General features: G+C 71.2%; 20 protein-coding genes. 9 read left to right on the plus strand and 11 right to left on the minus strand.

All coding sequences use genetic code 11. The features are described from left to right. Nucleotides 1-11 precede the first annotated feature (11 nt). From ACFVFH_RS32855 to hemB, 5 genes are all read left to right on the plus strand, one after another. Entirely contained in the window at nucleotides 12-779 is a 768-nt protein-coding gene (locus ACFVFH_RS32855) for a redox-sensing transcriptional repressor Rex (RefSeq protein WP_383775684.1), read from the plus strand. Then, complete coding sequence (locus tag ACFVFH_RS32860; RefSeq protein ID WP_383775687.1) at nucleotides 776-2,269, plus strand: glutamyl-tRNA reductase; 1,494 nt, start codon at nucleotides 776-778, stop codon at nucleotides 2,267-2,269. Before ACFVFH_RS32855 ends, ACFVFH_RS32860 begins: the two co-directional genes overlap by 4 nt. Then, entirely contained in the window at nucleotides 2,266-3,252 is a 987-nt protein-coding gene (gene hemC / locus ACFVFH_RS32865) for a hydroxymethylbilane synthase (RefSeq protein WP_383775690.1), read from the plus strand. Before ACFVFH_RS32860 ends, hemC begins: the two co-directional genes overlap by 4 nt. Beyond that, on the plus strand, nucleotides 3,249-4,919 hold the full coding sequence (locus ACFVFH_RS32870; RefSeq protein ID WP_383775693.1) for a uroporphyrinogen-III synthase: 1,671 nt from the start codon (nucleotides 3,249-3,251) through the stop codon (nucleotides 4,917-4,919). The genes hemC and ACFVFH_RS32870 overlap by 4 nt, the downstream gene beginning before the upstream one ends. 139 nt (nucleotides 4,920-5,058) lie before the next feature. Beyond that, the gene (hemB, locus tag ACFVFH_RS32875; RefSeq protein ID WP_383775696.1) at nucleotides 5,059-6,057 is read left to right on the plus strand and encodes a porphobilinogen synthase; all 999 of its coding nucleotides are present in this window, start codon (nucleotides 5,059-5,061) and stop codon (nucleotides 6,055-6,057) included. Nucleotides 6,058-6,181: 124 nt separating this feature from the next. Here hemB and ACFVFH_RS32880 read toward each other — a convergent pair whose 3' ends face one another. From ACFVFH_RS32880 to ACFVFH_RS32905, 6 genes are all read right to left on the minus strand, one after another. Next, entirely contained in the window at nucleotides 6,182-7,459 is a 1,278-nt protein-coding gene (locus tag ACFVFH_RS32880; RefSeq protein WP_383775699.1) for a choice-of-anchor A family protein, read from the minus strand. 233 nt (nucleotides 7,460-7,692) lie between these two features. Continuing rightward, a complete protein-coding gene (locus ACFVFH_RS32885) occupies nucleotides 7,693-7,842 on the minus strand; it encodes a hypothetical protein (RefSeq protein WP_383775702.1) in 150 nt (49 codons plus the stop codon). Between the two features lie 159 nt (nucleotides 7,843-8,001). Next, nucleotides 8,002-8,793 carry a DUF4253 domain-containing protein gene (locus ACFVFH_RS32890; protein ID WP_383775704.1) on the minus strand — a complete coding sequence of 264 codons (792 nt, stop codon included), beginning with the start codon at nucleotides 8,791-8,793 and terminating at the stop codon, nucleotides 8,002-8,004. Between the two features lie 129 nt (nucleotides 8,794-8,922). Then, on the minus strand, nucleotides 8,923-9,585 hold the full coding sequence (locus ACFVFH_RS32895) for a 1,4-alpha-glucan branching protein (protein WP_383775706.1): 663 nt from the start codon (nucleotides 9,583-9,585) through the stop codon (nucleotides 8,923-8,925). Between the two features lie 29 nt (nucleotides 9,586-9,614). Continuing rightward, entirely contained in the window at nucleotides 9,615-9,926 is a 312-nt protein-coding gene (locus tag ACFVFH_RS32900) for a DUF397 domain-containing protein (protein ID WP_383775709.1), read from the minus strand. Beyond that, the gene (locus ACFVFH_RS32905) at nucleotides 9,923-10,708 is read right to left on the minus strand and encodes a Scr1 family TA system antitoxin-like transcriptional regulator (protein ID WP_383775896.1); all 786 of its coding nucleotides are present in this window, start codon (nucleotides 10,706-10,708) and stop codon (nucleotides 9,923-9,925) included. The genes ACFVFH_RS32900 and ACFVFH_RS32905 overlap by 4 nt, the downstream gene beginning before the upstream one ends. Nucleotides 10,709-11,584: 876 nt before the next feature. Between ACFVFH_RS32905 and ACFVFH_RS32910 the strand changes: the two genes are divergently transcribed. Then, nucleotides 11,585-13,630, plus strand: coding sequence for a DUF4157 domain-containing protein (locus ACFVFH_RS32910; RefSeq protein ID WP_383775712.1), 2,046 nt, complete (start codon nucleotides 11,585-11,587; stop codon nucleotides 13,628-13,630). An 85-nt stretch (nucleotides 13,631-13,715) separates the two neighbouring features. On the opposite strand, the gene ACFVFH_RS32915 is transcribed toward ACFVFH_RS32910, so the two are convergent. Further along, nucleotides 13,716-14,444, minus strand: coding sequence for a DUF4232 domain-containing protein (locus tag ACFVFH_RS32915; protein ID WP_383775714.1), 729 nt, complete (start codon nucleotides 14,442-14,444; stop codon nucleotides 13,716-13,718). Between the two features lie 343 nt (nucleotides 14,445-14,787). Between ACFVFH_RS32915 and ACFVFH_RS32920 the strand changes: the two genes are divergently transcribed. After that, nucleotides 14,788-16,317: a helix-turn-helix domain-containing protein gene (locus tag ACFVFH_RS32920; protein ID WP_383775717.1), complete on the plus strand. Its 1,530-nt coding sequence runs from the start codon at nucleotides 14,788-14,790 to the stop codon at nucleotides 16,315-16,317. A gap of 91 nt (nucleotides 16,318-16,408) precedes the next feature. On the opposite strand, the gene argS is transcribed toward ACFVFH_RS32920, so the two are convergent. Further along, complete coding sequence (argS, locus tag ACFVFH_RS32925; RefSeq protein ID WP_383775898.1) at nucleotides 16,409-18,181, minus strand: arginine--tRNA ligase; 1,773 nt, start codon at nucleotides 18,179-18,181, stop codon at nucleotides 16,409-16,411. Nucleotides 18,182-18,340: 159 nt separating this feature from the next. Here argS and lysS point away from each other — a divergent pair, with 159 nt between their 5' ends. After that, complete coding sequence (gene lysS / locus ACFVFH_RS32930) at nucleotides 18,341-20,107, plus strand: lysine--tRNA ligase (RefSeq protein WP_383775719.1); 1,767 nt, start codon at nucleotides 18,341-18,343, stop codon at nucleotides 20,105-20,107. A 226-nt stretch (nucleotides 20,108-20,333) separates the two neighbouring features. On the opposite strand, the gene ACFVFH_RS32935 is transcribed toward lysS, so the two are convergent. The 3 genes from ACFVFH_RS32935 to ACFVFH_RS32945 all read right to left on the minus strand — a co-directional run bounded on the left by ACFVFH_RS32935 (nucleotide 20,334) and on the right by ACFVFH_RS32945 (nucleotide 24,271). Continuing rightward, a complete protein-coding gene (locus ACFVFH_RS32935; RefSeq protein WP_383775722.1) occupies nucleotides 20,334-21,803 on the minus strand; it encodes a DUF2637 domain-containing protein in 1,470 nt (489 codons plus the stop codon). A 288-nt stretch (nucleotides 21,804-22,091) separates the two neighbouring features. Continuing rightward, a complete protein-coding gene (locus ACFVFH_RS32940) occupies nucleotides 22,092-23,027 on the minus strand; it encodes a DUF3558 family protein (RefSeq protein ID WP_383775725.1) in 936 nt (311 codons plus the stop codon). A gap of 284 nt (nucleotides 23,028-23,311) precedes the next feature. Then, the gene (locus tag ACFVFH_RS32945) at nucleotides 23,312-24,271 is read right to left on the minus strand and encodes a DUF3558 domain-containing protein (RefSeq protein WP_383775728.1); all 960 of its coding nucleotides are present in this window, start codon (nucleotides 24,269-24,271) and stop codon (nucleotides 23,312-23,314) included. Nucleotides 24,272-24,441: 170 nt separating this feature from the next. Between ACFVFH_RS32945 and ACFVFH_RS32950 the strand changes: the two genes are divergently transcribed. Further along, a complete protein-coding gene (locus tag ACFVFH_RS32950) occupies nucleotides 24,442-25,635 on the plus strand; it encodes an RtcB family protein (RefSeq protein ID WP_383775730.1) in 1,194 nt (397 codons plus the stop codon). Nucleotides 25,636-25,883: the final 248 nt, after the last annotated feature.

Below are 25,883 nucleotides of genomic sequence, written 5' to 3' on the forward strand. Positions count from 1 at the left end.
GCAGGAGCACCGTGGCAACTGGCCGAACTCACCGACCGGCGACCCGTAGCCGAGGAATTCCCGAGGCCACCGTCGCCCGACTTCCGCTGTACCTGCGCGCACTGACCGCGCTCTCCGAGCGCTCGGTACCCACGGTCTCGTCCGAGGAGCTCGCCGCGGCGGCGGGGGTCAATTCCGCCAAGCTGCGCAAGGACTTCAGCTACCTCGGTTCGTACGGGACGCGCGGCGTCGGCTACGACGTCGAGTATCTCGTGTACCAGATCTCCCGCGAACTCGGGCTCACCCAGGACTGGCCGGTCGTGATCGTCGGCATCGGCAACCTCGGTGCCGCGCTCGCCAACTACGGCGGCTTCGCCTCCCGCGGTTTCCGGGTCGCCGCGCTGATCGACGCCGACCCCGCGATGGCCGGCACGCCGGTCGCCGGGATCCCCGTGCAGCACGCCGACGAGCTGGAGCGGATCGTCGGCGACAACGGGGTGTCGATCGGTGTCATCTCGACCCCGGCCGGTGCCGCGCAGCAGGTCTGCGACCGGCTCGTGGCCGCCGGCGTCACCTCCATCCTGAACTTCGCGCCGACCGTGCTCGCCGTGCCCGACGGCGTCGACGTCCGCAAGGTCGACCTCTCCATCGAGCTCCAGATCCTGGCCTTCCACGAGCAGCGCAAGGCCGGCGAGGAGACCGCCGGAAGCACCCCGGACGCGTCCGCGCCCCCGGTGCGCCCGGCCTCCGCCGGACGGAAGGGACCTGACGGGGACATGCCCGCCGTGATGCCCGCATGAGCCTTCTCGTCGTAGGGCTGAGCCACCGCAGCGCCCCGGTCTCCGTGCTGGAGCGGGCCTCGCTGGCCGCCGACACCCAGGCCAAGCTCCTCCAGGACACCCTCGCCGCGGAGCCCGCGGTCGAGGCCGCCGTGCTGGCCACCTGCAACCGCATCGAGCTGTACGCCGACGTGGACAAGTTCCACGCGGGCGTCGCCGAGCTGTCCACGCTCCTCGCCCAGCACAGCGGCGTCGGGCTGGACGAGCTCACTCCGTATCTCTATGTGCACTACGAGGACCGGGCCGTCCACCACCTCTTCTCGGTGGCGTGCGGGCTGGACTCGATGGTCGTGGGCGAGGGCCAGATCCTCGGCCAGATCAAGGACGCGCTGGCGCTGGGGCAGGAGCTCCACACCGCGGGCCGGCTGCTGAACGACCTCTTCCAGCAGGCCCTGCGGGTCGGCAAGCGGGCCCACAGCGAGACCGGGATCGACCGGGCCGGGCAGTCGCTCGTCACCTTCGGCCTGGAACAGCTCGCGGCCGGTGCGGACGTCACCGACTGGGCCCGCGGCAAGCGCGCCCTGGTGATCGGCGCGGGCTCGATGTCCTCGCTCGCCGCCGCCACCCTGGCCCGCGCCGGGGTCGCGGAGATCGTCGTCGCCAACCGGACCCGGGCCCGCGCCGACCGGCTCGTCGAGATCCTGGCCCAGCCCGGAGGCACGGGTGTGGCCGCCCGCGCCGCGGAGATGGCCGCCGTCCGCGACGAACTGACACGTGCCGACGTCGTCGTCTCGTGCACCGGCGCGACCGGTCTGGTGCTGACCGCCGAGGCGGTCGCCGGGGCGCTCGGCCTGACCTTCGACGTCGCCGCCGAGCCGCCCGCCGCGCCCGTGCTCCCCGCCCCCGCCGACGCCGACCGGCACGCCGCGTGGGTGGAGAACGGCAGCGCCGGTACGGTCCGCCAGGCCGTCCGCCCGGTCACCGCGCCCGCGCGGGGCGCCGGGCCCGTACGCCTGGCCCTGCTCGACCTCGCCATGCCGCGCGACATCGACGGCGCGGCGGCCCGGCTCGGCGGGGTGCGCCTCGTCGACATCGAGTCGCTCGCGGAGGCGTCCGCGGACGCCCCGATGGCCGCCGACGTGGACCAGGTGCGCGCCATCGTCTCCGACGAGGTCGCCGCCTTCGGTGCCGCCCAGCGCGCCGCCCACATCACCCCGACCGTCGTCGCGCTGCGCACGATGGCCGCCGGAGTGGTCGCGGGCGAGATCGCGCGGCTCGACGGGCGCCTCCCCGACCTGGACGAGAAGCAGCGCGCGGAGATCTCGCAGACCGTGCGCCGCGTCGTCGACAAGCTCCTGCACGCGCCCACCGTGCGGGTCAAGCAGCTCGCCAGCGAGCCCGGCGGCGCCGGGTACGCCGATGCGCTGCGGGAACTCTTCGACCTCGACCCGCAGACGGTGGCCGCCGTCTCCCGGGCAGACCTGAACGACCCGAATAGAGGGCGGTCATGACCGACAACTCACCCCTGGGCACGCGCGCCGACAAGCCGCTGCGGCTGGGCACCCGGCGCAGCAAGCTCGCCATGGCGCAGTCCGGCCTCGTCGCCGAGGCGGTCAGCGAGGTGACCGGGCGCGCCGTCGAGCTCGTCGAGATCACCACGTACGGCGACACCTCGCGCGAGCACCTCGCGCAGATCGGCGGCACCGGTGTGTTCGTCGCCGCGCTGCGCGACGCGCTGCTGCGCGGCGAGGTGGACTTCGCCGTCCACTCGCTCAAGGACCTGCCGACCGCGCAGCCCGAGGGCCTCGTGCTGGCCGCGGTGCCGGTGCGCGAGGACCCGCGCGACGTGCTGGTGGCGCGGGACGGGCTGACCTTCGAGCAGCTGCCGTCCGGTGCCCGCGTCGGGACCGGTTCGCCGCGCCGCATGGCGCAGCTCAACGCGTACGCCCGTGCTCACGGCCTCGGTATCGAGACCGTGCCGATCCGGGGGAACGTCGATACGCGTATCGGATTCGTCCGAAGCGGTGAGCTGGACGCGGTGGTACTCGCCGCGGCCGGGCTCAGCCGTCTCGGCCGGAGCGGTGAGGTGACCGACTTCCTGTCGGTCGACACCGTCCTGCCCGCTCCCGGCCAGGGAGCACTGGCGATCGAGTGCGCTGCGAGCAGCGCCGACCTCGCCGCCGCGCTCGCGGAGCTCGACGACCCGGTCACCCGGGCCGCCGTGACCGCCGAACGTGCCCTGCTCGCCGCCCTGGAGGCCGGTTGCTCCGCACCTGTGGGTGCGCTGGCCGACCTCCTGGTCGACGGACAGGCTGTCAACGAACTGCGCCTGCGCGGAGTCGTCGGTACCACCGACGGTTCCTCGCTGGTGCAGCTGTCCACCACCGGTCCCGTTCCCACGTCGCAGGACGACGCGGCGGCCCTCGGTCGCGAACTCGCGTCCGAGATGCTCGCCAAGGGTGCGGCCGGTCTTATGGGGGAGCGAGCACTTTGAGCCCCACCGGCCCCGCCGCATCCGACTTTCCGGCCCTGTCCGCACAAGGGCACGTCACCTTCCTCGGCGCCGGTCCCGGCGATCCGGGACTGCTGACTCTGCGCGCCGTCGAGGCGCTTGCGAGCGCGGACGTCCTTGTCGCCGAGCCGGACGTTCTCGGCGTTGTTCGCTGCCATGCGCGGGCAAGCGTAAGCACACCTGAGCTGACGGTTGTTGACGCGCAGTCAGCAGCCGCCGGTGTTCCCGTTCTCAGGGATGCGGCCAATCTTGTCATGGAGGCAGTGAGGGGCGGCAGGCGGGTGGTCCGTGCCGTCGCGGGCGACCCGGGGCTGGACGGTGACGCCGGTGCCGAGATGCTCGCCTGCGCCGCCGCCGGTATCCCCTTCGAGGTCGTGCCGGGCATCGCCAACGTCGTGGGCGTGCCCGCGTACGCCGGGGTGCCGCTGCGGGACGCGCAGGGCGCGGACGTCAGGTTCGTCGACGCGCGCACCGCTTCCGACCGCTGCTGGACCGAGGTCGGTGCCAGCGACGCGACGGCCGTCATCTCGACGACGCTCGACGCGGTGGCCTCGGCCGCCGGGGAGCTGGTCTCGGCGGGCCGCAAGCCCGACACCCCGCTGACCGTGACGGTCGCCGGTACGACGACCCGCCAGCGCACCTGGACGGCGACCCTCGGGACGATCGCCCAGGTCCTGAAGCAGGCGAAGGTGCTGCCGTCGCCGGAGGGGCACCGGCCCGTCATAGCCGTGGTCGGTGAGCGCAGCTCCGCCGCCCAGCGCGACCGGCTCGCGTGGTTCGAGTCCAAGCCGCTGTTCGGCTGGAAGGTGCTCGTACCGCGTACGAAGGAGCAGTCCGCTTCGCTCTCCGACCAGCTTCGTTCCTACGGTGCCGTGCCGCACGAGGTCCCGACGATCGCCGTCGAGCCGCCCCGTACGCCGCAGCAGATGGAGCGCGCGGTCAAGGGGCTGGTCACGGGGCGTTACGAGTGGATCGCCTTCACCAGCGTCAACGCGGTGAAGGCCGTCCGGGAGAAGTTCGAGGAGTACGGGCTCGACGCCCGTGCCTTCGCGGGGATCAAGGTCGCGGCCGTCGGTGAGCAGACCGCCGCCGCGCTGGTCGACTTCGGGGTGAAGCCGGACCTGGTGCCGTCGGGCGAGCAGTCCGCCGCCGGGCTGCTGGAGGACTGGCCGCCGTACGACCCGGTCTTCGACCCGATCGACCGGGTGTTCCTGCCGCGTGCCGACATCGCCACCGAGACGCTGGTGGCCGGGCTGATCGAGCTGGGCTGGGAGGTCGACGACGTCACCGCGTACCGCACGGTCCGCGCCTCGCCGCCGCCGGCCGACACGCGTGAGGCCATCAAGGGCGGCGGCTTCGACGCGGTGCTCTTCACCTCGTCGTCGACCGTGCGGAACCTGGTCGGCATCGCGGGCAAGCCGCACAACGTGACGGTCATCGCGTGTATCGGCCCGGCGACGGCGAAGACCGCCGAGGAGCACGGGCTCCGGGTCGACGTCCTCTCCCCGGAACCGTCGGTGCACAAGCTGGCCGAGGCGCTGGCCGAGTTCGGTGCGCGGCGCCGGGAGGCGGCGAAGGAGGCCGGTGACCCGGTGACGCGGCCGAGCGAGCGGCGTCCCGGTGCGAGGCGGCGCCGTACGACGACCTGAGTCCGGGCCGAAGGGTCGCGGAGGTCGAGGAGTGCGAGGGGCCCGGTTGCTTCGGCAGCCGGGCCGCTGCCCGTTTCGCGGCCTTTTCCCGGCACGGGTGTCGGTAAGACGCTGATGTGTACGGGTCTAATCTCGAAGGATGACTGTGTACGGAAACTTCCCCGGCTCCCGCCCCCGGCGGCTGCGGACGACCCCGACGATGCGGCGGATGGTCGCCGAGACACGGCTCGATGCGGCGAATCTGATCCTGCCCGCGTTCGTGCGCGAGGGCATCGAGGCGCCGGTCGCCATCTCGGCCATGCCCGGCGTGCAGCAGCACACTCTGGACACCCTGCGGAAGGCCGCCGTCGAGGCGGTGTCGGCCGGGGTCTCCGGGATCATGCTCTTCGGCGTCCCGGCGGACGAGAAGAAGGACGCCCGGGGCACGGCGGGCACCGACCCCGACGGCATCCTCCAGGCCGGGCTGCGGGCGGTGCGCGCGGAGGTCGGTGACGATCTCGTCGTCATGTCGGACCTGTGCCTGGACGAGTACACCGACCACGGCCACTGCGGTGTGCTGACGCCGGACGGCCGGATCGACAACGACGCGACGCTGGAGCGGTACGCCGAGATGGCGCAGGTCCAGGCCGACGCGGGCGCCCATGTGGTGGGTCCGAGCGGCATGATGGACGGCCAGGTCGGCGTGATCCGGGACGCGCTGGACCAGACCGGGCACGAGGACGTCTCGATCCTCGCGTACACCGTGAAGTACTCCTCGGCGTTCTACGGGCCGTTCCGCGAGGCCGTGGGCTCCTCGCTCAGCGGCGACCGCAAGACGTACCAGCAGGACCCGGCGAACGCCCGTGAGTCGCTGCGCGAGCTGGCGCTCGACCTGGCGGAGGGCGCCGACATGGTCATGGTCAAGCCGGCCGGGCCGTATCTCGACATCCTCGCGAAGGTCGCCGAGTCGACGGACGTGCCGGTCGCCGCGTACCAGATCAGTGGTGAGTACGCGATGATCGAGGCGGCCGCGGAGAAGGGCTGGATCGACCGGGAGGCGGCCATTCTGGAGAGCCTGACCGGGATCCGCAGGGCCGGGGCGCAGATGATTCTGACGTACTGGGCGACGGAGGTCGCGCAGCGGCTGGGGCGCGCCTGACGCGGGTGAGGTGTGCGAGGGGCCGGGAAGCGGGAGCTTCCCGGCCCTTTCGCGTGCGGTGCATGGCCATGGTGGGCCTGTCCGTCCCCGGCCGGGGGCGGACAGGCCCTGATCGGCTGGTTCGTCAGGCTCGCTTGGAGCGGCGGCGGGCCATCACGACCAGGCCGGTGCCCGCGGCGAGCACCGCGGCGGTGCCGATGACCAGCGGGATGGTGCCGCTGCTGCCGGTGGAGGCCAGGTCGCCGTCCTTGCCGCCGGGGGTGCTCTGCGACGGGGCCGGGGTGGCGGGCGCGGACTCGGACGGGCTGTCGGACGGGGTGCCGCTCGCCGGCGGGGTGCTCGCCGGGGTCGAGGGCGTGCCGGTCACCGGCGGGGTGGTGCCGGGGGTGTTGCCCGGGGTCGGGGTGGTGGGCGGCGGGGTCTTGCCGGGCTCCGGGAGGCAGCCGGTGAAGGGGAAGTGGTGCGTCTCCGCGCCGCCCGAGCCGTGCAGCGAGGCGACCCACACCGAGCCGTTGACCGGGGCGCCGGTGCCCAGCTCCAGGTGGGCCTTGGGGGCCAGCACGCTGCCGGGCCAGGCGGCCTGGCTGCTCTTGGTGACCGTGGTGGCCTCGGGGAAGTTCCACAGCAGGCGGGCGCGGACCTTGCCGTCGGAGGCGCTCTGGAGCTTGTCGTCCAGTACGTAGTCCTGGCCGCCGGAGAGGAAGAAGCCGGTGGTGCCGGCCTTGGCCATGTCGTAGCTCTCGCCGCTCACGTCGACGACCGAGGTGGCGCCCGCGGGCACCTTGAGGTAGATGTCCTTGGCCTTCTCCAGCTGATCGGCCGTCACCTTGAAGATGTTGCGGGTGCTGTTCTCGCCCGTCAGGGTCAGCCTGCTGCCGGACAGCTGCACGTCGGTGCCGGTGGTCGCCGGTTCCTTCGCCAGGGCGGAGGAGTAGTTCCGGAGCTTGGCGAACTCGGCGTCGAAGTCGATCAGCCCGGCGTTCTGGCTGAAGGTGCCGGAGTGCATTTCGAGGGCGCGGTCGCTGACCTTGCCGCCGACGGCCGCGTTGCCCTTCATGACCGCGGTGACCGAGTTGCCGTTGAGCAGGTCGCCCCGGACGACGAGCGAGGCCCGGCCGGGCAGGGCGTCGACCTCCGCGGCCGTCAGTTCGTTGGCGACGCTGAAGCCGCCACGGAAGTCGGCGTTGCCGCCGACGGCGACGGCGCCTTCCGCGTCGGGGGAGTGGACGTCGTCACCGAGGACGAACTCGCCGTACTTTCCGGCGATTCCGAAGGCGTCGGTGGTGCAGCCCGTCGTGTCGGCGCGGGGAGTGGCCTGGGCGGCGGGGACGGCCGTGAGGCCGAGGACGAGGGCTCCGCCGAGCACTGCGGACGCGGCGGCGGCGGTTGCGGATATGCGCATGGGGCGTGTCTCTCCAGCGGAGGTGCTTGTAAAGATTCCGTGGCGGCTTCGGCCAAGTTCTTCACACAATAGGATATTGGTCAAGACCAATGCGCAGAGTGCTGCTCTGTCCAGTTGTCAGTTCCGGGCCGTGCCGCAGTCGGCTCCGGGCGGTGCCGCAGTCAGTTCCGGCCCGTGCGGCAGTCGGCTCCCGGCCGTGCCGCAGTCATCTCCCGGCTCCGCGCCGGGCACGTTCAGACGAGGCCCGCCTCTTCCAGGGCGGACCTCGCGCACGCCTGGACGAGGGGGTCCTCCCCGGGTCCCGAGGCGGCGAACAGGGCCCCGGCGACCGCCGGGTCGTCCGAGGCGCAGGGACCGAGCGCCATCGCCGCGTACTGGCGCACCAGATCCTCCTCGGGGTCGTTCAACGCCGCCGGCAGGGCCCTGCCCGCTCGGTGGCGCAGGCCGGGATCGGCCGGGGGCCACAGGCGTCCGGATGCGTCATGGCCGTGGGCTCCCCCTGCCGGGCCGGAGCCCGGCCGCGCGGGTGCCCGACCGGTGGTTCAGTCCCACCAGAACGACCAGGTCTCCTGGTTCAGCACGCTCTTCTCGGCGTAGGCGTCGAGGTTGTACGGCGGGTTCTGCTCGATGTTGTCCGGGCAGAACGCGAAGTGCTCGGCGGCGACCGCGCGGGCCTCGGCGAGGGTGGTGGGCGGCCGTCCGACCGAGACGGTCAGGGTGTCGAAGCCCAGCATCACCACCCGTATGCCGAAGCGGTCCTCCCAGGAGCGGAGCACGGCGGAGAGACGGGCCGTGTCCTCCTCGAAGTTGAGCGGTCCCGACCAGCCGATCGCCGCCGGTATGTCCGCGCTGCGCCGGGCCGGGACGAGCGCCATCCGCGCGCCGGGGTACCAGTCGCCCGGCCCCACGTATTCGTCGACGACCTCGGCCGCCAGGTCGTCCGGGGTGCTCTGGCCCTCGGCGGCCGGGACGGGGGCCAGGCCCGGCCAGTCGCCCTCGGAGGCGTCCAACTCCTCGGGCGCGCAGTCCTCCCAGTATTCGGTGAGCACTTCCTCGGCGTCGTGGTCGCCGGGGTACGACGTGCTGTCCGGCGTCAGGTCCCAGTCGGCGGGCCACTGGTCGCGTCTGCCGCCGTCCACCAGCACGGGAAGCAGGCCGACCGGACGCCCGGCGGCGCGCAGCGCGGCCCATGTCCCGGGGGACGCGGGCTCGTCGGCACACCAGAGCAGCGGCTCGTGCCAGGGGCCGTCGATCGTGGCGTCCACCAGTGAGCCGGGCGGGAGTTGGATCCCTGACGTGGCCAGGGACGGGAGCGGATTCGGGAGCGTCGCCATGACCGGAACTCTAGGCGCGGCCACTGACAACGGCCGGGCGGGGCCGCTGCGGTGCGGGAACGACAGCTGATCGGGGCGGCTACGGATGGAGCTACGGATGGGGCAACGAGTGGGGCTACGGGCTACGGGCTACGGGTGGGCGTGGACGACGACGTACGCCATGGGGGCCGTGGTGCCGTCCGGCAGTGGCGCGGGCGCGGTGACCTGGCCGAGCGCCCGGCCGTCCGCGTCCTGGCCGGGCCGCAGGACGCGGTTGACGCGGAGGGTCAGCAGGCGTCCCGCGGGTGCCGTCGCCACCAGGATGTCCGTGCCGTCCGGGGTGTCGGTGGTGGTGAAGGAGGCGATCTCCGTGCCGCGTTCCGACGCGTCGATCCCGGCGGTGACGGACGGGTCCGGGGTGTCGCTGGTGCTCTGCATCTGCGGTTCGGCCTCGCCGGTCAGCAGGGCGAACAGCTGGGCGGCCAGGACCGGGTCACGCGTTCCGTCGTACACCCACCGCTGTCCCAGTACCCCGTGCTCGGACGTCCCGATGAGGGCTTCCTCGGCGCCGGGGAGCGGTGCGTCGCGGTAGCTGAACGGCACCTGGTACGTGACCGGTTGGGCGCCGGAGGTGTCGGTGACCGCCATGAACTCGATGCCCACCTCGCCCTCCGGGTCGTCCAGCCGGAATCCGCCGGTCCTGGCCAGCTCGGGCCGGTGCGCCTTGCCCCGGTACCAGGGCTGTGCGGGCAGCCAGACGGCGAGGAGTTCCAGCTTGGTGGGTGACAGGGTGGTGCGGTGGATGACGGCCATGGTGGTGCGGTTCCTCCCTCGGGGCGGTCTCAGCCGGTGTGCCTCTCGGCGGCGAACCCGGCGAACGCCGTCCAGGTGGTGGGGGCGACGGTGAGGACGGGGCCCCCGGGGTTCTTGGAGTCGCGGACGTGGACGGCGGCGGTGTGCGCGGCGACTTCGAGGCACTGCCCGCCCTCGCTGGCGCTGTGGCTCGACTTCTGCCAGTGGTAGCCGACTTCGAGGCACTGCCCGCCCTCGTCTGCGCTGTAGCTCGACTTGCGCCATTCGTAAGCGACTTCGAGGCAGGCGCCGCCTTCGTCGCTGCTGTAGCTGGACTTGAACCATTCAAGTGCGGTGCTCATTGCTCTCCCAGCAGACGTTTCAGTAGGGCCATCGTCTCTTCGGGACTGAGGGCCTGGGCTCGCAGCATCGCATATTTCTGGGAGAGGATGCTGATCTCGTCGGGGTCGGAGACCAGCAGACTGCCGCGCTGTGTCTCGGAGTAGGCGACGCGTTGGTATTCCGGTGTTTCCAGCAGGATGAAGGGGCCAGCGAGGCCTGCGTGAGTGCGGTGGTTCAGGGGCAGGACCTGGAGGCAGATGCCGGGGAGCGCGGCGCATTCCAGCAGGTGCCGCAGCTGTTCCGCGTGCGCTTCGTCGTCGGTGAGCTGGAGGCTCAGGACCGGTTCCCAGACGACGAAGCTGATGGTCGGGGGCGACGGCCGGTGCAGGATCTCCTGACGTTTCAGACGGGATTCCGTCTGCAACGCGACCTCTTCCTCGCTGAAGGCCGGAATCCGGTTGCGGAACATCGCCTGCGCGTACCGCTCCGTCTGGAGGAGCCCCGGCATGACCTGGTTGTCGTACCAGGAGAGCGCGAGCGCCTCCAGTTCGAGCTCCAGATACTCGCCCGCCCAGGCCGGGATCAGGTCGACTTCGGGCATCTCCTCGATGGCCGCCGACAACGCGCCCTTGGTGTCCAGCAGTTGGTCGAGCTTCAGGGCCAGCGAAGGCAGCAGAGCGCGCCTGCCCTGCTCGATGGAGGCGATCGTCTCCACTTGATGGCCTGCCAGTTCGGCGAGTTGCTGCTGGGTCAGGCGGGCGGCCATGCGGAAGACGGCGACCAGCCTCCCCACGAGTTTCATGGCCGATGCGTTCTTGCGCTTCTTCTTCCTCGGGTGCATACCGGGCGAACTTCCACCCAGGTGCCCGCGTCACGCGTGCCCGACCCGTACAAGAAATCTGTACGGGTGTGCGCGGGGGGCAGGACGGGGGCGCGGGAGCGTTGAACTCGACGGCTGCACGGACACCTCGGTCCGGGCCCCGGCGAGGCGGCTGAGGAGTTCCGCGGCCGCGGGGGACTGCCACGCCGCGACGGCCCGGACGAGGGCCCGGCGGACTTCCGGGGCCGGGTGGTCCGCGTCGGCGCAGCGAGAACCAGTGGAGTGCCCGGGTGAGCTGCTCGGGCAGGGCGGCGATACGGCGTACGGCCTCGGCGGCCGTGACGGCGGCGGGGCCGCGGTGGTACTGGCCCACGGTGACGGGTTCGTCGTCCGGTAGCCGGAGGTGCACGGCGACGAGGCCACGCGGCCCGCCGCGCCGCGTCGGCTCGCGCAGCCACTGGTGCGTGAGGGTGTACGAGGGGAGTACGGGGAAGCAGGAGAGGCCCCGAGGCAGTGACGCCTCGCGGCCGTGGCTGACGGCCCGTATGCCGGAACGGCGGACGCGCGCCGCGTTCGCCGCGGGTGTCAGGTGCACGCACGGCGGACGCGCGGCGGGTTCGCTGGGGTGTCAGGTGCACGCACGGCGGACGCGCGCCGCGTTCGTTGCGGGTGTCAGGCGCACGAGCATCGCCATGGGGCCGATGTCAGGTCCTCCCGTCCGGACCGAGCCGGGGCGGGCGGCTGCTGGGCGAGCTCCGGTGCGGGGGTGGGCGGCTGTCCGGCCGGGTCCGGTCGCAGCGCCCGCCGATGTCCTGAACGCGACTGCCCCCGCAGGCCGTTGGCCGCTATGCAGGAGGCATGGCCCAGCGACCCGGAAAAGTGCCCGCGCGGAACCGCGACAGCGACGACAGGACCGACCGCCGCGCGGCTGCGGCGCCTCCGGTCGCCGCAGCCCACGACCCGTACGCGGGACCGGCGCCCGAGCCGGGCCTCTTCGGCCTCCAGGCCGCCGTCGGGAACGATGTCGTCGTACAGATGCTGCGCGCGTCCGGAGCGCTGGGGGACGAGGGGCGGCCCGAAGGGGGCGCCGCCGTCCAGGACGTCCTGCGCGGCGGCGGGCGCCCGCTCGACCGGGCCACCCGGACCGAGATGGAGGCCCGGCTGGGCGCCGACTTCTCCCAGGTCCGCATCCACGACGGCGGCGCCGCCAGGGCGTCGGCGGCCGAGGTCGGCGCCCGTGCGTACACCTCCGGCGACCATGTCGTCATCGGTGAGGGCGGTGGCGACCGGCACACCCTCGCCCATGAGCTCACCCATGTCGTCCAGCAGCGGCAGGGCCCCGTCGCGGGCGAGGACGACGGCGCCGGGCTGCGCGTCTCGGACCCCGCCGACCGCTTCGAGCGCGAGGCCGAGGCCAATGCCCGGCGGGTCATGTCCGGTCCCGTGCCCGACCGGGCGGGTCCCGGCCCCGAGGAGACGGGCGGAGCGGGGGCCGGGGAGGTCGTGCAGCGGGCCCCCGGTCCGGGCATAGAACTGCTGCGGGGCCACGACCCGGCGCCCGGGGACACCACGCCACTGCGTGACTGGGCCACCCTGCGGGCCTCCGCGTCCGCTCCCACCGCGGTGGACGTCCACCAGATCCTGCTGACCTACCAGAAGCTGTCGAACGGCTGGGACAGCGGCATGGGCGAGGTGCAGCAGGCCCTCGGCAACAAGTTCGGCGAGGACAACGACGTACCCGCGAGCGTCGTCCGGTTCGGACCGGTCATCGACGCCGGGGGAGTGCCGCGCGGTACGTCCGTGCTGGCGGATCCGCTGACGCTGCGCGGCGCCGCCGGCTCCGACGCGACCACCGGCACCTACGCCGACCTCGGCGGAGCGGTGGAGGGGCACCTGCTCAACGCTCATCTGCACGGCCCGGCCACCCCGGAGAACCTCGCGCCATTCCGGAAGCCGCTCAACGCCAAGCACAGCAGGCTGGTCGAGGAACCCCTCAAGAAGATGGTCTACAACGACCGGGGCACCTTCCGCTACGAGGTCGTGGTGCACGGCCTGCCCACGGACCCCCTGCCGCAGGGGATCACCTGCCATGTCGTCGAGCTCAACGACGACGGCACAGTGATGGCCGACGGGTACGAGCAGAAGGTGGTGATCGACCAGGCAGGGAAGGTGGATCACCTGATCGACCACACGGGGAGCGGCCCCGACCCGAAGGAAACGCTCGACTTCGACCGGGTCGAGCAGGCCGGAGGAGACTCCGAAGCGGCCGCCTTGTGGAACCGGCTGAGGTTCCCCTGGACCCGGGCGTACGGAGAGGTGGTCGCGGAGGTCCTGGAGACCGCGTACCGGGCGGTCGGCGCGTACGGGGCCCAGCACCCCGGCACCGCGCCGCTGGACCAGCTGCCGGTGACCTCGGTCACGTTCACGACCGGTGACTTCTACGAGGTCGACCACGAAGGCGACAAGGTCGCCGTCACGATGGGCACGTCGATGGTGGCCGCCCCGCTCACCCTCCGGCCCCCGGCCGGGCAGGCGGGCTTCGAGCCGGAGGGCGGTGCCTGGGGGCTCGGCGCCGTTCGCGGGCACCTCCTCAACCACCATCTGCACGGCCCCGCCGAACCGCGCAACCTCGCCCCCATGAGCAACAGCCTCAACCAGCAGTTCGAGCGGGACGTGGAGAGCCGCGTCAAGCGCTGGGTGCTCGAAGAAGGCAGGGTCCTGCGGTTCGAGGTGCGGCTGTCCGGCAGCGACGACCAGTTCGGGTTCGAGGACGTGCCGACCACGCTGGACTACCTGGTCCAGGAATACCAGCGCGCCCCGGGGACCGGCGAATGGCAGCTGGTCCCCGGGGCGCTCCTGAGCGGGACGCTCTCCAACGAGAGCGACGAGGAGTACGTGGAGTAGTGGTGGGGGTGGTCGGGGTGGTGCGGAGCGCCGGTGCGGCGGGTCGGTACGTGAGCGTGTCGGCTCAGCAGGTGGGCGCGTCGGCTCAGTAGGTGAGCGCGTCGGCCATCTCGCTCTGCCAGTAGGTGACGAAGCCGTTGTCGCCCCAGGTGGTGCCGGCGGGGAGCGTCAGCTCGGCGGAGGCGCCCGTGGACCCCTGGTTGCTCTTGCCCATGAAGTACACGCCGAGGTGGGTGCTCTTGTGCAGCTCCTGCCCGTCGGGCTCGCCGGACAGCCCGATGGAGGCGTAGGCGGACTGTCCCGGCGCGAGGGTGACGACGGCCTGCGGGATGCTGTCGCGCAGGACCGGGAAGACGGCCTGGGCGTCGTCGAAGCGGAGCGCCGGCGCGTGGTACGCGTAGCAGGGCACGGAGCCGGTGTTGGTCGCGGTGAGCAGCAGGTGGTTGATGGGGCGGCTGACCTTGCTGACGGTGACCTTGGTGTTCGATCCGGTGCAGGTGACGGGCGACTTGCTGCCGCTTCCGGTGGCGCTCTTCCCGCCGTGGCCGCCGCCGGTGGTGGAGCCCTTGGACGTGGCGGAGGCGTTCTCGGCGGGGGCGTCGGCCGTGCCGTTGCCGGACTTCTCGGTGTCCGTGGCGTCCTTCGTGTCCTTGGTGTCCTTCGCGTCCTTGCCCGTGCCGGCGGTGGCGGTGCTGTTGGCCGCCGGGGCCGCCTTGCCGGCGTCCGCGCTGTCGTCGCCGCCGCAGGCGGTGAGCGAGAAGGCGGCCAGGAGGGCGGTGGCAGCGAGGGCGGTGGTGCGGATGTGGTTGCGCATGGTGGTGGAACTCCCCGTGTCAGGTGGTGATGCGTCGTTCGGTCAGGTGCGGAGGATCAGGTGTGGAAGATCAGGTGTGGAAGATCAGGGCCATGACGATCGCGGTGGAAAGGATCACCACGCCGATGGCCACGGCATCGACGCGGTCGATGCGGAAGTGGAGTCGCACTGCGTTGTCCCGGTGGTCGCTGCGGTGTGTCCACAGATTGCGGGGCGGCGGATTCCGTCCGCAACGCCGAACGGCCCATTGGGGACGCTGGAATGGCTGCGCGTACTGTGACCTGGGCAGATTCCACGTCCCTGGAACGGCATTCCGGGACGGACCAGGAGGGGGAACGCCTCGATGGCGACGCCGGAGGCCGGGGAATTCGCGGCTCTGCTGAAGGAACTGAAGGACCGTTCGGGGCGCAGCTACGGAGTTCTCGCCGGAAGACTGCACGTCAGCACGTCGACGCTGCACCGCTACTGCAACGGTGACGCGGTGCCCAATGAGTACGCCCCGGTGGAACGGCTGGCGCGGTTGTGCGGGGCGAACCCGGACGAGCTGGTGGAGCTGCACCGGCGGTGGATCGTGGCGGACGCGGCCCGGCGGCGCCCGGCCGCCGCCGCGGAGCCGGTCGTGGGGTCCGTTCCTGGGGCTGCTGCGGCGTCGGCGGGGGAGCCGGACCGGGGGGCGGTTTCGGACAGAGTTCCCGAGGAAGCCGCGAAGCCCGTTCAGGAAGCGGCTCCGGAAGCGGCTTCGGAAGAGGGCTCGGACGCGGCTTCGGACGCGGGCCAGGGCATCGGCGCGTCCGCGTCCGCGTCCGCGTCCGGAACAGGGTCGGGCTCGGGGTCCGGGTCCGAGCCCGAGTCCGGGGCCGGGTCCGAGTCCGGGGCCGGGTCCGAGGTCGTGACCGGTGGGGCGAGCCGGTCCCGGCGGTTCCTGCCCTCCGCCCGGACGCGCGTGCTGCTCGCGGCTGCCGCCGTCGTCGCGTTGACGGTGCCCACCTCGATCATCGTCAGCAATCTGTCGAGCAAGGACGACGCCGACCTCAGCAACGTCCCCGCCGTGGACGGCCGGGACCCGGAAGAGATCGCGTCCGTCCGGCCCCGCCTCGATGCGGGCCCCACCGCGTCACCCGACAAGGAGAAGAAGCCGGGCAAGCCGGTCCTGTCCGGTACGGCGGGGGCCTCGTCCCCGGCGACCGGCAGCGGAACCGCCGCGTCCGGCGGCGACAACACGGGAGCCGGGTCGGGCGGCGGGCGGCAGAGCGGGGGCGTACCGCTGAGCGCGACCATCAGCTCGTACAACTGGGAAGAGCCCTGCGGCAAGTATTACGTGCTGGACCAGAAGCCGAACGACGTGCCGCCGCCGCCCCCGCCGCAGGACACGCGCGGCTGGGCCAGGGCGCTCGGCGGGGTGGACGGCGGCGACATGCTGCTGGAGGTCACCGTGCAGGGAAAGTCGGGGCAGGCCGTCGTGCTGAACGGAATGCATGTGCGGACGCTGTCCCGGAAGGCGCCGCTGGCCTGGTCGGCGTACTCGATGGGGGAGGGCTGCGGAAGCGGCATCACCCCGCAGTCCTTCGACATCGACCTCGACGACGGCCGGCCGACTCTCACCCCGGTGGAGGGTCAGCAGCAGGACGAGCGGGTGCCGCCGAAGAACTTCCCGTTCCGGGTCTCCTCCACCGATGTGGAGGTGCTCGACCTGAACGCCCACGTCGAGGGGCACGACGTCAGCTGGTACCTGGAGCTGGAGTGGAGCAGCGGCGGCCGCAAGGGGACGCTGCGCATCGACGACGGCGGGAAGCCGTTCCGTACCAGCAGCATCAAGGCCCGGCCGGAGTACACGTACCGGTACGACACGGCCCAGTGGGTGACCAAGGAGTAGGAACCGGGGTCACCGCACCGGGCCGGTGCGTACGGGCGGGCGCGTACGGGCGGGTGCGTACGCGCCGGCGCGTACGAACGCCCCGCGTCGGTCAGAGGCGCTCGGGGGTCCGGATGCCGAGCAGCTCCATGCCCTGGTGCAGGGTGCGGGCGGTGAGGTCCGAGAGGAAGAGGCGGTTCTCGGCCACATCGCCCGGCACCTCGGGCTTGAGCACCGGGCACTGGTCGTAGAACGTGGTGAAGAGCGAGGAGAGCTGGTAGAGGTACGAGGCCAGCTTGTGCGGCTCGTACGCGGCGGCGACCTCGGCCACGATCTCGGCGAACTGGTCCAGGTGCAGGGCCAGGGCGCGCTCGGCCGGGGCCAGCTCCAGCTCCGGGTGGGGCTGGGACTTCAGCTCGCCCGCCTTGCGCTTGATCGAGCGGGACCGGGCGTGCGCGTACTGGATGTACACGCTGGTGTCGCCGGTCAGCGAGACCATCTGGTCCAGGTCGAACTTGTAGTCGCGGGCGGCCGACGTGGACAGGTCGGCGTACTTCACCGCGCCGATGCCGACCTGAGTGGCCCGCTCGGTGATCTCGTCCTCGGTGAGGTCCTTGGCCTTCTCGCGCACGACGGTGGAGGCCCGGTCGATCGCCTCGTCCAGGAGGTCGGCCAGCCGGACCGTCTCGCCCTCACGGGTCTTGAACGGCTTGCCGTCCTTGCCGAGCACCGTGCCGAAGGCGAGCTGCACGGCCTTGACGTCCTCGTTGAGCCAGCCGGCCCGGCGGGCTGTCTCGAAGACCATCTTGAAGTGCAGGGCCTGCCGGGCGTCCACCACGTACAGCAGGGTGCTCGCCTTGAGGTTCTGCACCCGGTCGCGGATCGCGGAGAGGTCGGTCGCCGCGTAGCCGTAGCCGCCGTTCGACTTCTTGACGATCAGCGGCGTCGGGTTGCCGTCCGGGCCCTTCACATCGTCGAAGAAGACGCAGAGCGCACCCTCGGAGCGGACGGCGACGCCCGACTCCTCAAGGATGCGGCAGGTCTCCTCCAGCATGTCGTTGTAGCCGGACTCGCCGACGATGTCGGCGTCCCGGATCTCCATGTCGAGCTTGTTGAAGACCGAGTAGAAGTAGATCTTCGACTCGTCGACGAAGCGCTGCCACAGGGCGAGCGTCTCCGCGTCGCCCGCCTGGAGCGCCACGACGCGGTCCCGGGAGCGGGCCTTGAACTCCTCGTCGGAGTCGAAGAGGGCGCGGGAGGCCTTGTAGAGCCGGTTGAGCGAGGACATGGCGGCCTCGCCGTCCGCCTCGCCGCCGTCGCCCTCGTGGGTCAGCTCGTCCGGGTGTTCGGTCAGGTACTGGATGAGCATGCCGAACTGGGTGCCCCAGTCGCCGATGTGGTGCCTGCGGACCACGGACTCGCCCGTGAACTCCAGGATCTGCACCATCGCGTCACCGATCACCGCGGAACGCAGGTGGCCGACGTGCATCTCCTTGGCCACATTCGGCTGGGCGTAGTCGATGACGGTCGTGCCGGCGGCGCTGTTGTACGGCACACCGAGCCGGCCCGCGTCGTCCGCGGCGCGGGCGGCGAGGGTCTCGGTGATCGCCTTGTCGGTGAGCGTGATGTTGAGGAAGCCGGGGCCGGAGACCTCGATCTCCTTGATCAGGTCGCCCGCCGGGATCGCGGCCGTGACCTGCGAGGCGAGCTCGCGCGGGTTGCCCTTGAGCTTCTTGGCGAGGGCCAGGATGCCGTTGGCCTGGAAGTCGGCCCGGTCGCTTCGGCGCAGCAGCGGGTCCGCGGTGCCGGCATCCGGCAGGGCTGCCGTCAGGGCGTCCGCGAGCTGCTGCTGGAGCGTGGAAGCGAGGGAATTGACCGAGGCCATGAGCTGGCTGCCGTTTCCGTAGGAGTACAAGGGATCACGCCCAGTATCCCACGGGGTGTAAAGCCGTTTTCGCGCTGCCGGTGGGACCTGGGAGAATGGGCGGTGCCCCCTATGCGTCCCACCGGGGTGTTTCCTACGAGTCCTACAAGAGAGAAGGACGTGCAGACCGTGGCTCAGAGTCAGAGCAGCACCGAGGCCGACTGGGTCTCCCGCTTCGCGGACGATGTCATCGCCGAATCGGAGCGTCGTGCGCCTGGCAAACCGGTCGTCGTCGCGTCCGGCCTCTCCCCGTCGGGCCCGATCCACCTGGGCAACCTCCGCGAGGTCATGACCCCGCACCTGGTCGCCGACGAGATCCGCCGCCGGGGGTACACCGTCCGGCACCTGATCTCGTGGGACGACTACGACCGGTACCGCAAGGTCCCCAACGGCGTCCCGGGCGTCGACGAGTCCTGGGCCGAGCACATCGGCAAGCCGCTGACCTCGGTGCCCGCCCCGGCCGGGTCCGCCCATCCGAACTGGTCCGAGCACTTCAAGGCCGCCATGACGGCCGCGCTGGACGAGCTGGGCGTCGAGTACGACGGCATCAGCCAGACCGAGCAGTACACGGCGGGCGCCTACCGCGAGCAGATCCTCCACGCGATGAGGCACCGCGCCGACATCGACGCGGTCCTCGACCGGTACCGGACGAAGAAGGACCCGGCCGCGGCGGGTGCCAAGGGCGGCAAGAAGCCGCAGCAGCAGAAGAAGGTCGACGAGGCCGAGCTGGAGGCCGAGGCGGGCTCCGGTGCGGCGAGCGAGGACGACGGCAGCGGCGGTTCGGCGGGCTACTTCCCGTACAGGCCCTACTGCGGCAACTGCGAGAAGGACTTCACGACCGTCACGTCGTACGACGACGACAGCACCGAGCTGAACTACACCTGCACGAACTGCGGCTTCGCCGAGACCGTGCGGCTGAACGAGTTCAACCGCGGCAAGCTGGTCTGGAAGGTCGACTGGCCGATGCGCTGGTCGTACGAGGGCGTGATCTTCGAGCCGAGCGGTGTGGACCACTCCTCGCCGGGCTCCTCGTTCGTGGTCGGCGGCCAGATCGTCCGCGAGATCTTCGACGGCGTGCAGCCGATCGGCCCGATGTACGCCTTCGTCGGGATCTCGGGCATGGCGAAGATGTCTTCCAGCAAGGGCGGGGTGCCGACCCCGGCCGACGCGCTGAAGATCATGGAGGCGCCGTTGCTGCGCTGGCTGTACGCGCGCCGCAGGCCCAACCAGTCCTTCAAGATCGCCTTCGACCAGGAGATCCAGCGGCTCTACGACGAGTGGGACTCGCTGGGCCGCAAGGTGGCCGAGGGCTCGGTGCTGCCGGCCGACGCCGCCGCGTACGCGCGGGCCATCGGCACGGCCGCCGGTGAGCTGCCGAGCACGCCGCGCCCGCTGCCGTACCGCACGCTCGCGTCGGTCGCCGACATCACGGCCGGGCACGACGAGCAGACGCTCCGCATCCTGAGCGAGCTGGACCCGGAGAACCCGCTGGCCTCGCTGGACGAGGCGCGGCCCCGTCTCGACCGCGCCGAGAACTGGATCACCAGCCAGGTCCCGGCCGAGGCCCGCACGATCGTGCGCGACGAGCCGGACAAGGAGCTTCTCGGCTCGCTGGACGAGGAGGGCCGCCAGTCGCTGCGGCTGCTGCTGGACGGGCTGGACTCGCACTGGTCGCTGGACGGGCTCACCACGCTCGTCTACGGCGTGCCGAAGATCCTGGCGGGCCTGGAGCCGGACGCCAAGCCGACGCCCGAGCTGAAGGTCGCGCAGCGGTCGTTCTTCGCGCTGCTGTACCGACTGCTGGTCAGCCGTGACACGGGGCCGCGGCTGCCCACGCTGCTGCTGGCCGTGGGCGCCGAGCGGGTGCGCAGGCTGCTGGGCGCGTAGGCGTCGTCCGCACGGAACTCGTCCGCACGGAGCTCGTCCGTGCGGAGCTCGTTCGCACGGAGCTCGTTCGCACGGAGCTCGTTCGCACGGAACTCGTCCGTGCGGAGCTTGTCCGTGCGGGGGCTGTTTGCACTTGTACGGAGGTTGTTTGTGCGGAGGGCCGTCACCCGGTGGATCGGGTGACGGCCCTCCGCCGTTGGCGCGGGTGGTGCTGCGGGGGTGGGGCTCAGGCGATGTGGTCGGCTTCGAGCTCGGCGTGGTAGCGGTTCTTGAACTCCGGCATCAGGCGGCGGATCAGGGCCGCGCTGCGCGGGTGCCTGACGTTGTGGCCGTCCGTGACGTGTATGTCCAGGGCGTCGACGCTCGGGTAGTCATGGTGCTGGTTCACGAACGCGGCGAAGACGTCGTACGCGATCTCGGCGAACTCGGCGTCCTCCTGGGCCCACTCGGCCGGGTCCGGCTCGGGCTCGGGCGCCTGCTGCGGTTCCTGGAGCGGCAGCTGTTCCTGGAGCTGTTCCTGGGACTGCTGGGACTGCTGGGGCTGGTGGGGCTGTTGTTCCTGGAGCTGTTCCTGCTGGAGCTGTTCCTGCTGGTGCTGCTCCGGGGTGCGGGAGGCCGGGACGGCGCCGATCGTGCCCACGTCGCCCAGCGGGCGGGTGCGGCCGCCGGGGCCGGACGGGACCATCACCGGGGCCGGCTCCCGGCCCTCGACGTACGCCGGGTCGTAGTCGCCCTCGTACGCGTCGTCCGGCACCCGGGCCGAGGCGAACCACGGGCTCTCGTGCGAGCCGGGGCCCTCCTGGGGCCAGTCCCCGGCGTCGGCCGGGTCGGAGGGGTGGCCGTGCTGCTGGTACTGCTGCTGCTCCTGAGGCCCGTGCTGCTGCTGGTGCTGAAGGGTGTCGTGCTGGAGGTGTTCGGGCTGCTGGGCGTCCTGCGGCTCGGGGGCGTACGGCAACTCGGGCTGGGACTCGCCCGGTTCGACCTGGGCCAGGGCGGGGGCCGGGGGCAGCAGGGCGGGTTCGATGCCCGCGGCGGCGAGGCCGGCCGGGGCGGTCTCGGCCAGCGGGACGCCGTACTTCGCCAGGCGCAGCGGCATCAGGGACTCGACGGGGGCCTTGCGGCGCCAGTTGCGGCCGAAGCGGGCCTGGAGCCGGGCCTGATAGATCAGCCGGTCCTGTTCGAGCTTGATGACCTGCTCGTACGACCGGAGTTCCCAGAGCTTCATCCGGCGCCACAGCTTGAACGTCGGGATGGGGGAGAGCAGCCAGCGGGTGAGGCGGACGCCCTCCATGTGCTTGTCGGCCGTGATGTCGGCGATCCGGCCCACCGCGTGGCGGGCGGCCTCGACGGAGACCACGAACAGCACCGGGATGACCGCGTGCATGCCGACGCCGAGCGGGTCGGGCCAGGCCGCGGCGCCGTTGAAGGCGATCGTCGCGGCGGTCAGCAGCCAGGCCGTCTGGCGCAGCAGCGGGAACGGGATGCGCAGCCAGGTCAGCAGCAGGTCCAAAGCGAGCAGGACGCAGATGCCCGCGTCGATGCCGATCGGGAAGACCAGCGAGAAGTCCCCGAAACCCTTCTGGAGGGCGAGTTCGCGCACCGCCGCGTACGAACCCGCGAACCCGATCGCGGCGATGAGCACCGCACCGGCGACCACGAGACCGATGAGTATCCGGTGGGTGCGTGTCAGCTGCATGGCGGCCACCCGCGTTCACCTCTCCGTTTCCCGTATCCGGCGCCGTGTTCCGGAGCCTCGTTCCGATGCCTTGTCCGATGCCGTGCTCCGACGGCCTGTCCGGCGTCCTGCTGCGACTTCTGGCGGGCACAGCCTGGCACATGGGAACGCGGCGTGTTGCGCGGGGAGGGGCGAAGCCCGGTGCTCGGGGGAGCACCGGGCTTCGTGGGACCGCTTCCGGGAGACCGATTCCGCGGGGCCGTTTCCGGGAGGCCGTTTCCGTAAGGCTGCTTCCGGGACGGGGCGTTGCTAGCTCGTCTTCTTGACGGACGACGTGTGGGCGGAGGTCTTCTTGTCCGTCGACTTGCCGTCGTCCTTCTTGTCGTCGGCCTTGTCGTCCTTCTTGTTGTCCGCCTTGTCGTCCGACTTGTCGTTCGTCTTCTTGTCCGTCTTGTCCGTCGACTTGTCGTCGCTCGACTTGTCGTCCGAGGTCTTCCCGCTCGGCGAGGTCGTGTCCGACGGCTTGGTCGATCCCGTGCCGACGACGGAGGCCACGGCTTCCTTGGCCGCCTTCTCGGCGCCCTTCAGGATGTCGTCGGCGGACGGGGTCTTCGCGCCCGCGTAGCCGGCGCCGTTGTAGGTGAGGGTGATGACGACGTTCTCGGTCCGGGTCACCACCGTCGCGTACTTGAAGTCCTCGCCCGTCTTGGAGAGGTCGTAGGTGACCTTGGTGGCCTGCTCGCCGATGCCGGCGACGGGGGCCTCGGCGACCTTCTTGGCGCCCTCGGACGCCTTGGCCTTGGCGACCTGCTTGTCGAAGTCCTGCTGTGCGCGCTTGGCGCCGCTGCCCAGGGCCTGGTCCGAGTCGAAGCGGGTGAAGCCGACGTCGAGCCAGCGGTACTGGGAGCCCTTCACCCCGTTGTCGTCCAGGCCGTTCCAGGAACAGCCGGCGCGGTACGCGGTGTCGCTGGAACCGGCGGCCGTGCCGTTCTTGGACTTCGCCGAGGGAACCAGCGAGGCCACCGTCTTCTTGGCGAGCGACTTGCACGGGTCCGGCAACGCGGCGAACTTCGCGGGCTCGACGGTCGGTTCCGCCTTCTTGCTCGCGCTCGACGAGGGGGACGACTCGGACGAGTCCGATCCCTTCGTGTCGCCGGAGTCCGACGAGCAGCCGGCGACGACGAGCATCACCGGAACGGCGGCGCAGGCGAGTATGCGGGAGAGTCGCGGGGCTGAACGGTGCATGGTTCCTTCACTCGGGTGGCGCGGCGGGCGGGCTGCCAGGTGGTGGGCGGACGGTCGGGTGGATGGCCGGGCGGCCGGGCGGGTGGTCGGACGGCGGGGCGTGGTCTGCCGGTCTGCCGATCGGGCGGGTGGTCGGGTGGTCGGACGGTGTTCGGGAGGGTGTCCCGGAAGCTGCTCCGGAGGTTTTCCGGAGGGCCACGGTACGACGGACCACGGCCGGGCGCCGCCTCGACCGGGGGCCCGGCGGCGCGCGGCGCCGGGGGCCAGGGGCGCCCGGGACGGGGTCATTCGCTGAACTTGTCGACCAGGTTCCGGGCCACTGCCTGGGCCTTCTCCTGGAGTTCCTTGCTGTCGGGGACCACGGTGGAGACGGTCGGCTGCTCGGTGTACTCGACGGTCACGATGACGTTCGATGTGCGAAATACCACGCTCACCGTGCGGTGCTGTGCGGAGGAACCCGCGCGGGTGAGCAGATCGTTCAGGAACGCGCTGTCGCCGAGGTCGTCGAGGGTGCGCGGCTGGAGGCTGTCCGGCGAGTCGTCGGTGGCGTCGTCGGTGTTCTCGTCGGCCGTCGCGTCGGTGCTCCCGCTCTCGGAGGCGGTGGAGGAGGGGGAGGTCAGGGCGTGCGAGGCGGCATCGGAATCGGTCGAGGCGTTGGACTTCATCCCCTTCGCGCTGTCGTCCTTGTCCTTCTTGTCTTTCTTGTCGCCCTTGTTGCCACTGTTGCCGCTGCTGCTGTCGCCCTTGTCGTCGCTCTTGTCGTCGCCCGTGCCGGTGTCCGTGCCGCCGTCCGCGCTGTCGGGGCTCGCGGTCGGGGAGGACAGACCGGCGGACGTCTCCTTCTTCGTGTACACCTCGCGGGCCCGGTCGTCGTCGCTCACCGCGGGGTCGTAGGAGACGACGCGCTCGAAGTCGATGGACAGGGTGTGCGAGGAGGAGGGGTCCTCGGACTTCCAGTTGCAGCCGACCCGGCGGTCGGTGTTGTAGGTGACGGCGGCGGTGCCCTCGTACACCTTCTTCTGCTGCTCCTCGGAGAGTTCGGCGGCGCCCGGGAGCAGATCCTTCAGCGTGGACAGCGCGACGGCGCCGCAGGGCTCCGGAAGGGTGCGGTACTTGCCGGGGGCCGCGGCGGCGACGGTTGTCTCGCCGGGTTTGCCGTCTGCTGCGGAACCACCGGTTCCGGTGTCGGCGCTGCAGCCGACGACGAGCGCTGCCAGTAGCGCGGTGCCGGTTACGTAGGCCATTCGTCGCACGGTCCTGGGCTCCCTTCGTGCGAAAAACGGTTGCCGCTCATTGGCGACCGGTGGACACAATGTGTATCGCACGCGCCGCTGTGAATGCCGGTCGGCCAACTCATTTGCCGATCTTGGCACCGGTTTTGCGCTTTCAGGCTTTTCGGGGGAATCGAGGAAGTATGTCTTACGTAGAGGTGCCGGGGGCGAAGGTTCCCATCCGTATGTGGGCCGACCCGGCCTCCGTCGAGGACGTCGCGATGCAGCAGCTGCGCAATGTGGCCACGCTGCCCTGGATCAAGGGTCTCGCCGTCATGCCGGACGTCCACTTCGGCAAGGGGGCGACGGTCGGTTCGGTGATCGCGATGCACGGCGCGGTCTGTCCGGCGGCGGTCGGCGTGGACATCGGCTGCGGCATGTCCGCGGTGAAGACCTCCCTGACGGCCAATGACCTGCCGGGCGATCTGTCCCGGCTCCGGTCGAAGATCGAACAGGCCATCCCGGTGGGCCGGGGCATGCACGACGAGGCCGTGGAGCCGGACCATCTCTACGGCCTCCGGGCGCCGGGCTGGGACGACTTCTGGGGGCGGTTCGACGGAGTGGCCGATGCGGTCAAGTTCCGTCAGGAACGTGCCACGAAGCAGATGGGGACGCTCGGATCGGGTAACCACTTCATCGAGTTCTGCCTCGACGAGTCGGGTTCGGTCTGGCTGATGCTGCACTCCGGGTCGCGGAACATCGGCAAGGAGCTGGCCGACTTCCACATCGGGCAGGCGCAGAAGCTGCCGCACAACCAGGACCTGATCGATCGCGACCTGGCGGTGTTCATCGCCGGTACCCCGCAGATGGCGGCGTACCGGAACGACCTGTTCTGGGCGCAGGAGTACGCGAAGCACAACCGCGCCATCATGATGGCGCTCTTCCAGAACGTGGTCCGCAAGGAGTTCAAGAAGGCCAAGGTCACCTTCGCCCCGGTCATCTCCTGCCACCACAACTATGTGGCGGAGGAGCGGTACGAGGGCATGGACCTGCTGGTCACGCGGAAGGGCGCGATCCGCGCGGGTTCCGGGGACTTCGGGATCATCCCCGGCTCGATGGGGACCGGCTCGTACATCGTGAAGGGCCTCGGGAACGAGAAGTCGTTCAACTCGGCCTCGCACGGCGCCGGCCGGAAGATGAGCCGGAACGCCGCGAAGCGGCGCTTCTCGACGCGTGACCTGGAGGATCAGACGCGGGGCGTGGAGTGCCGCAAGGACTCCGGCGTGGTGGACGAGATCCCGGCCGCGTACAAGCCGATCGAGCAGGTCATCGAGCAGCAGCGGGACCTGGTGGAGGTCGTCGCCAAGCTCAAGCAGATCGTGTGCGTGAAGGGCTGAGGGGCCCTCGGCGCACAACGGGACGGAAGGGCTCCGGGCGCGGGTGGTGTGTCCGGAGCCCTTCCCGTCCACCCGCTTCCATCCGCTTCTGTTACCTTCCGTATCCCTTCGTACCCTTCAGTCCGTTTCCATCCGCTTCCGGTCGTTACCCGATCGCGCCCCTGTCGCTCCTCGGGCAGCTCCCCCTCCACTCTCCCTTCGCTCCCCATCCGCTCACGGGGCGTGCTCGGGGTGTGCGCGGGACGTGC

It is taken from the genome of Streptomyces sp. NPDC057697 (genome assembly GCF_042799335.1).
GTDB lineage: Bacteria > Actinomycetota > Actinomycetes > Streptomycetales > Streptomycetaceae > Streptomyces.

Excerpts from the sequence above, each read along its gene's own strand:
- ACFVFH_RS32950 (WP_383775730.1), top strand. The coding sequence starts at position 24,442 with ATGTCTTACGTAGAGGTGCCGGGGGCGAAGGTTCCCATCCGTATGTGG.
- ACFVFH_RS32935 (WP_383775722.1), bottom strand. The coding sequence starts at position 21,803 with ATGCAGCTGACACGCACCCACCGGATACTCATCGGTCTCGTGGTCGCC.
- ACFVFH_RS32940 (WP_383775725.1), bottom strand. The coding sequence starts at position 23,027 with ATGCACCGTTCAGCCCCGCGACTCTCCCGCATACTCGCCTGCGCCGCC.
- ACFVFH_RS32860 (WP_383775687.1), top strand. The coding sequence starts at position 776 with ATGAGCCTTCTCGTCGTAGGGCTGAGCCACCGCAGCGCCCCGGTCTCC.
- ACFVFH_RS32895 (WP_383775706.1), bottom strand. The coding sequence starts at position 9,585 with ATGGCCGTCATCCACCGCACCACCCTGTCACCCACCAAGCTGGAACTC.
- ACFVFH_RS32890 (WP_383775704.1), bottom strand. The coding sequence starts at position 8,793 with ATGGCGACGCTCCCGAATCCGCTCCCGTCCCTGGCCACGTCAGGGATC.
- ACFVFH_RS32910 (WP_383775712.1), top strand. The coding sequence starts at position 11,585 with ATGGCCCAGCGACCCGGAAAAGTGCCCGCGCGGAACCGCGACAGCGAC.
- argS (WP_383775898.1), bottom strand. The coding sequence starts at position 18,181 with ATGGCCTCGGTCAATTCCCTCGCTTCCACGCTCCAGCAGCAGCTCGCG.
- ACFVFH_RS32920 (WP_383775717.1), top strand. The coding sequence starts at position 14,788 with ATGGCGACGCCGGAGGCCGGGGAATTCGCGGCTCTGCTGAAGGAACTG.
- hemB (WP_383775696.1), top strand. The coding sequence starts at position 5,059 with ATGACTGTGTACGGAAACTTCCCCGGCTCCCGCCCCCGGCGGCTGCGG.
- ACFVFH_RS32900 (WP_383775709.1), bottom strand. The coding sequence starts at position 9,926 with ATGAGCACCGCACTTGAATGGTTCAAGTCCAGCTACAGCAGCGACGAA.
- ACFVFH_RS32915 (WP_383775714.1), bottom strand. The coding sequence starts at position 14,444 with ATGCGCAACCACATCCGCACCACCGCCCTCGCTGCCACCGCCCTCCTG.
- ACFVFH_RS32945 (WP_383775728.1), bottom strand. The coding sequence starts at position 24,271 with ATGGCCTACGTAACCGGCACCGCGCTACTGGCAGCGCTCGTCGTCGGC.
- hemC (WP_383775690.1), top strand. The coding sequence starts at position 2,266 with ATGACCGACAACTCACCCCTGGGCACGCGCGCCGACAAGCCGCTGCGG.
- ACFVFH_RS32905 (WP_383775896.1), bottom strand. The coding sequence starts at position 10,708 with ATGAAACTCGTGGGGAGGCTGGTCGCCGTCTTCCGCATGGCCGCCCGC.
- ACFVFH_RS32880 (WP_383775699.1), bottom strand. The coding sequence starts at position 7,459 with ATGCGCATATCCGCAACCGCCGCCGCCGCGTCCGCAGTGCTCGGCGGA.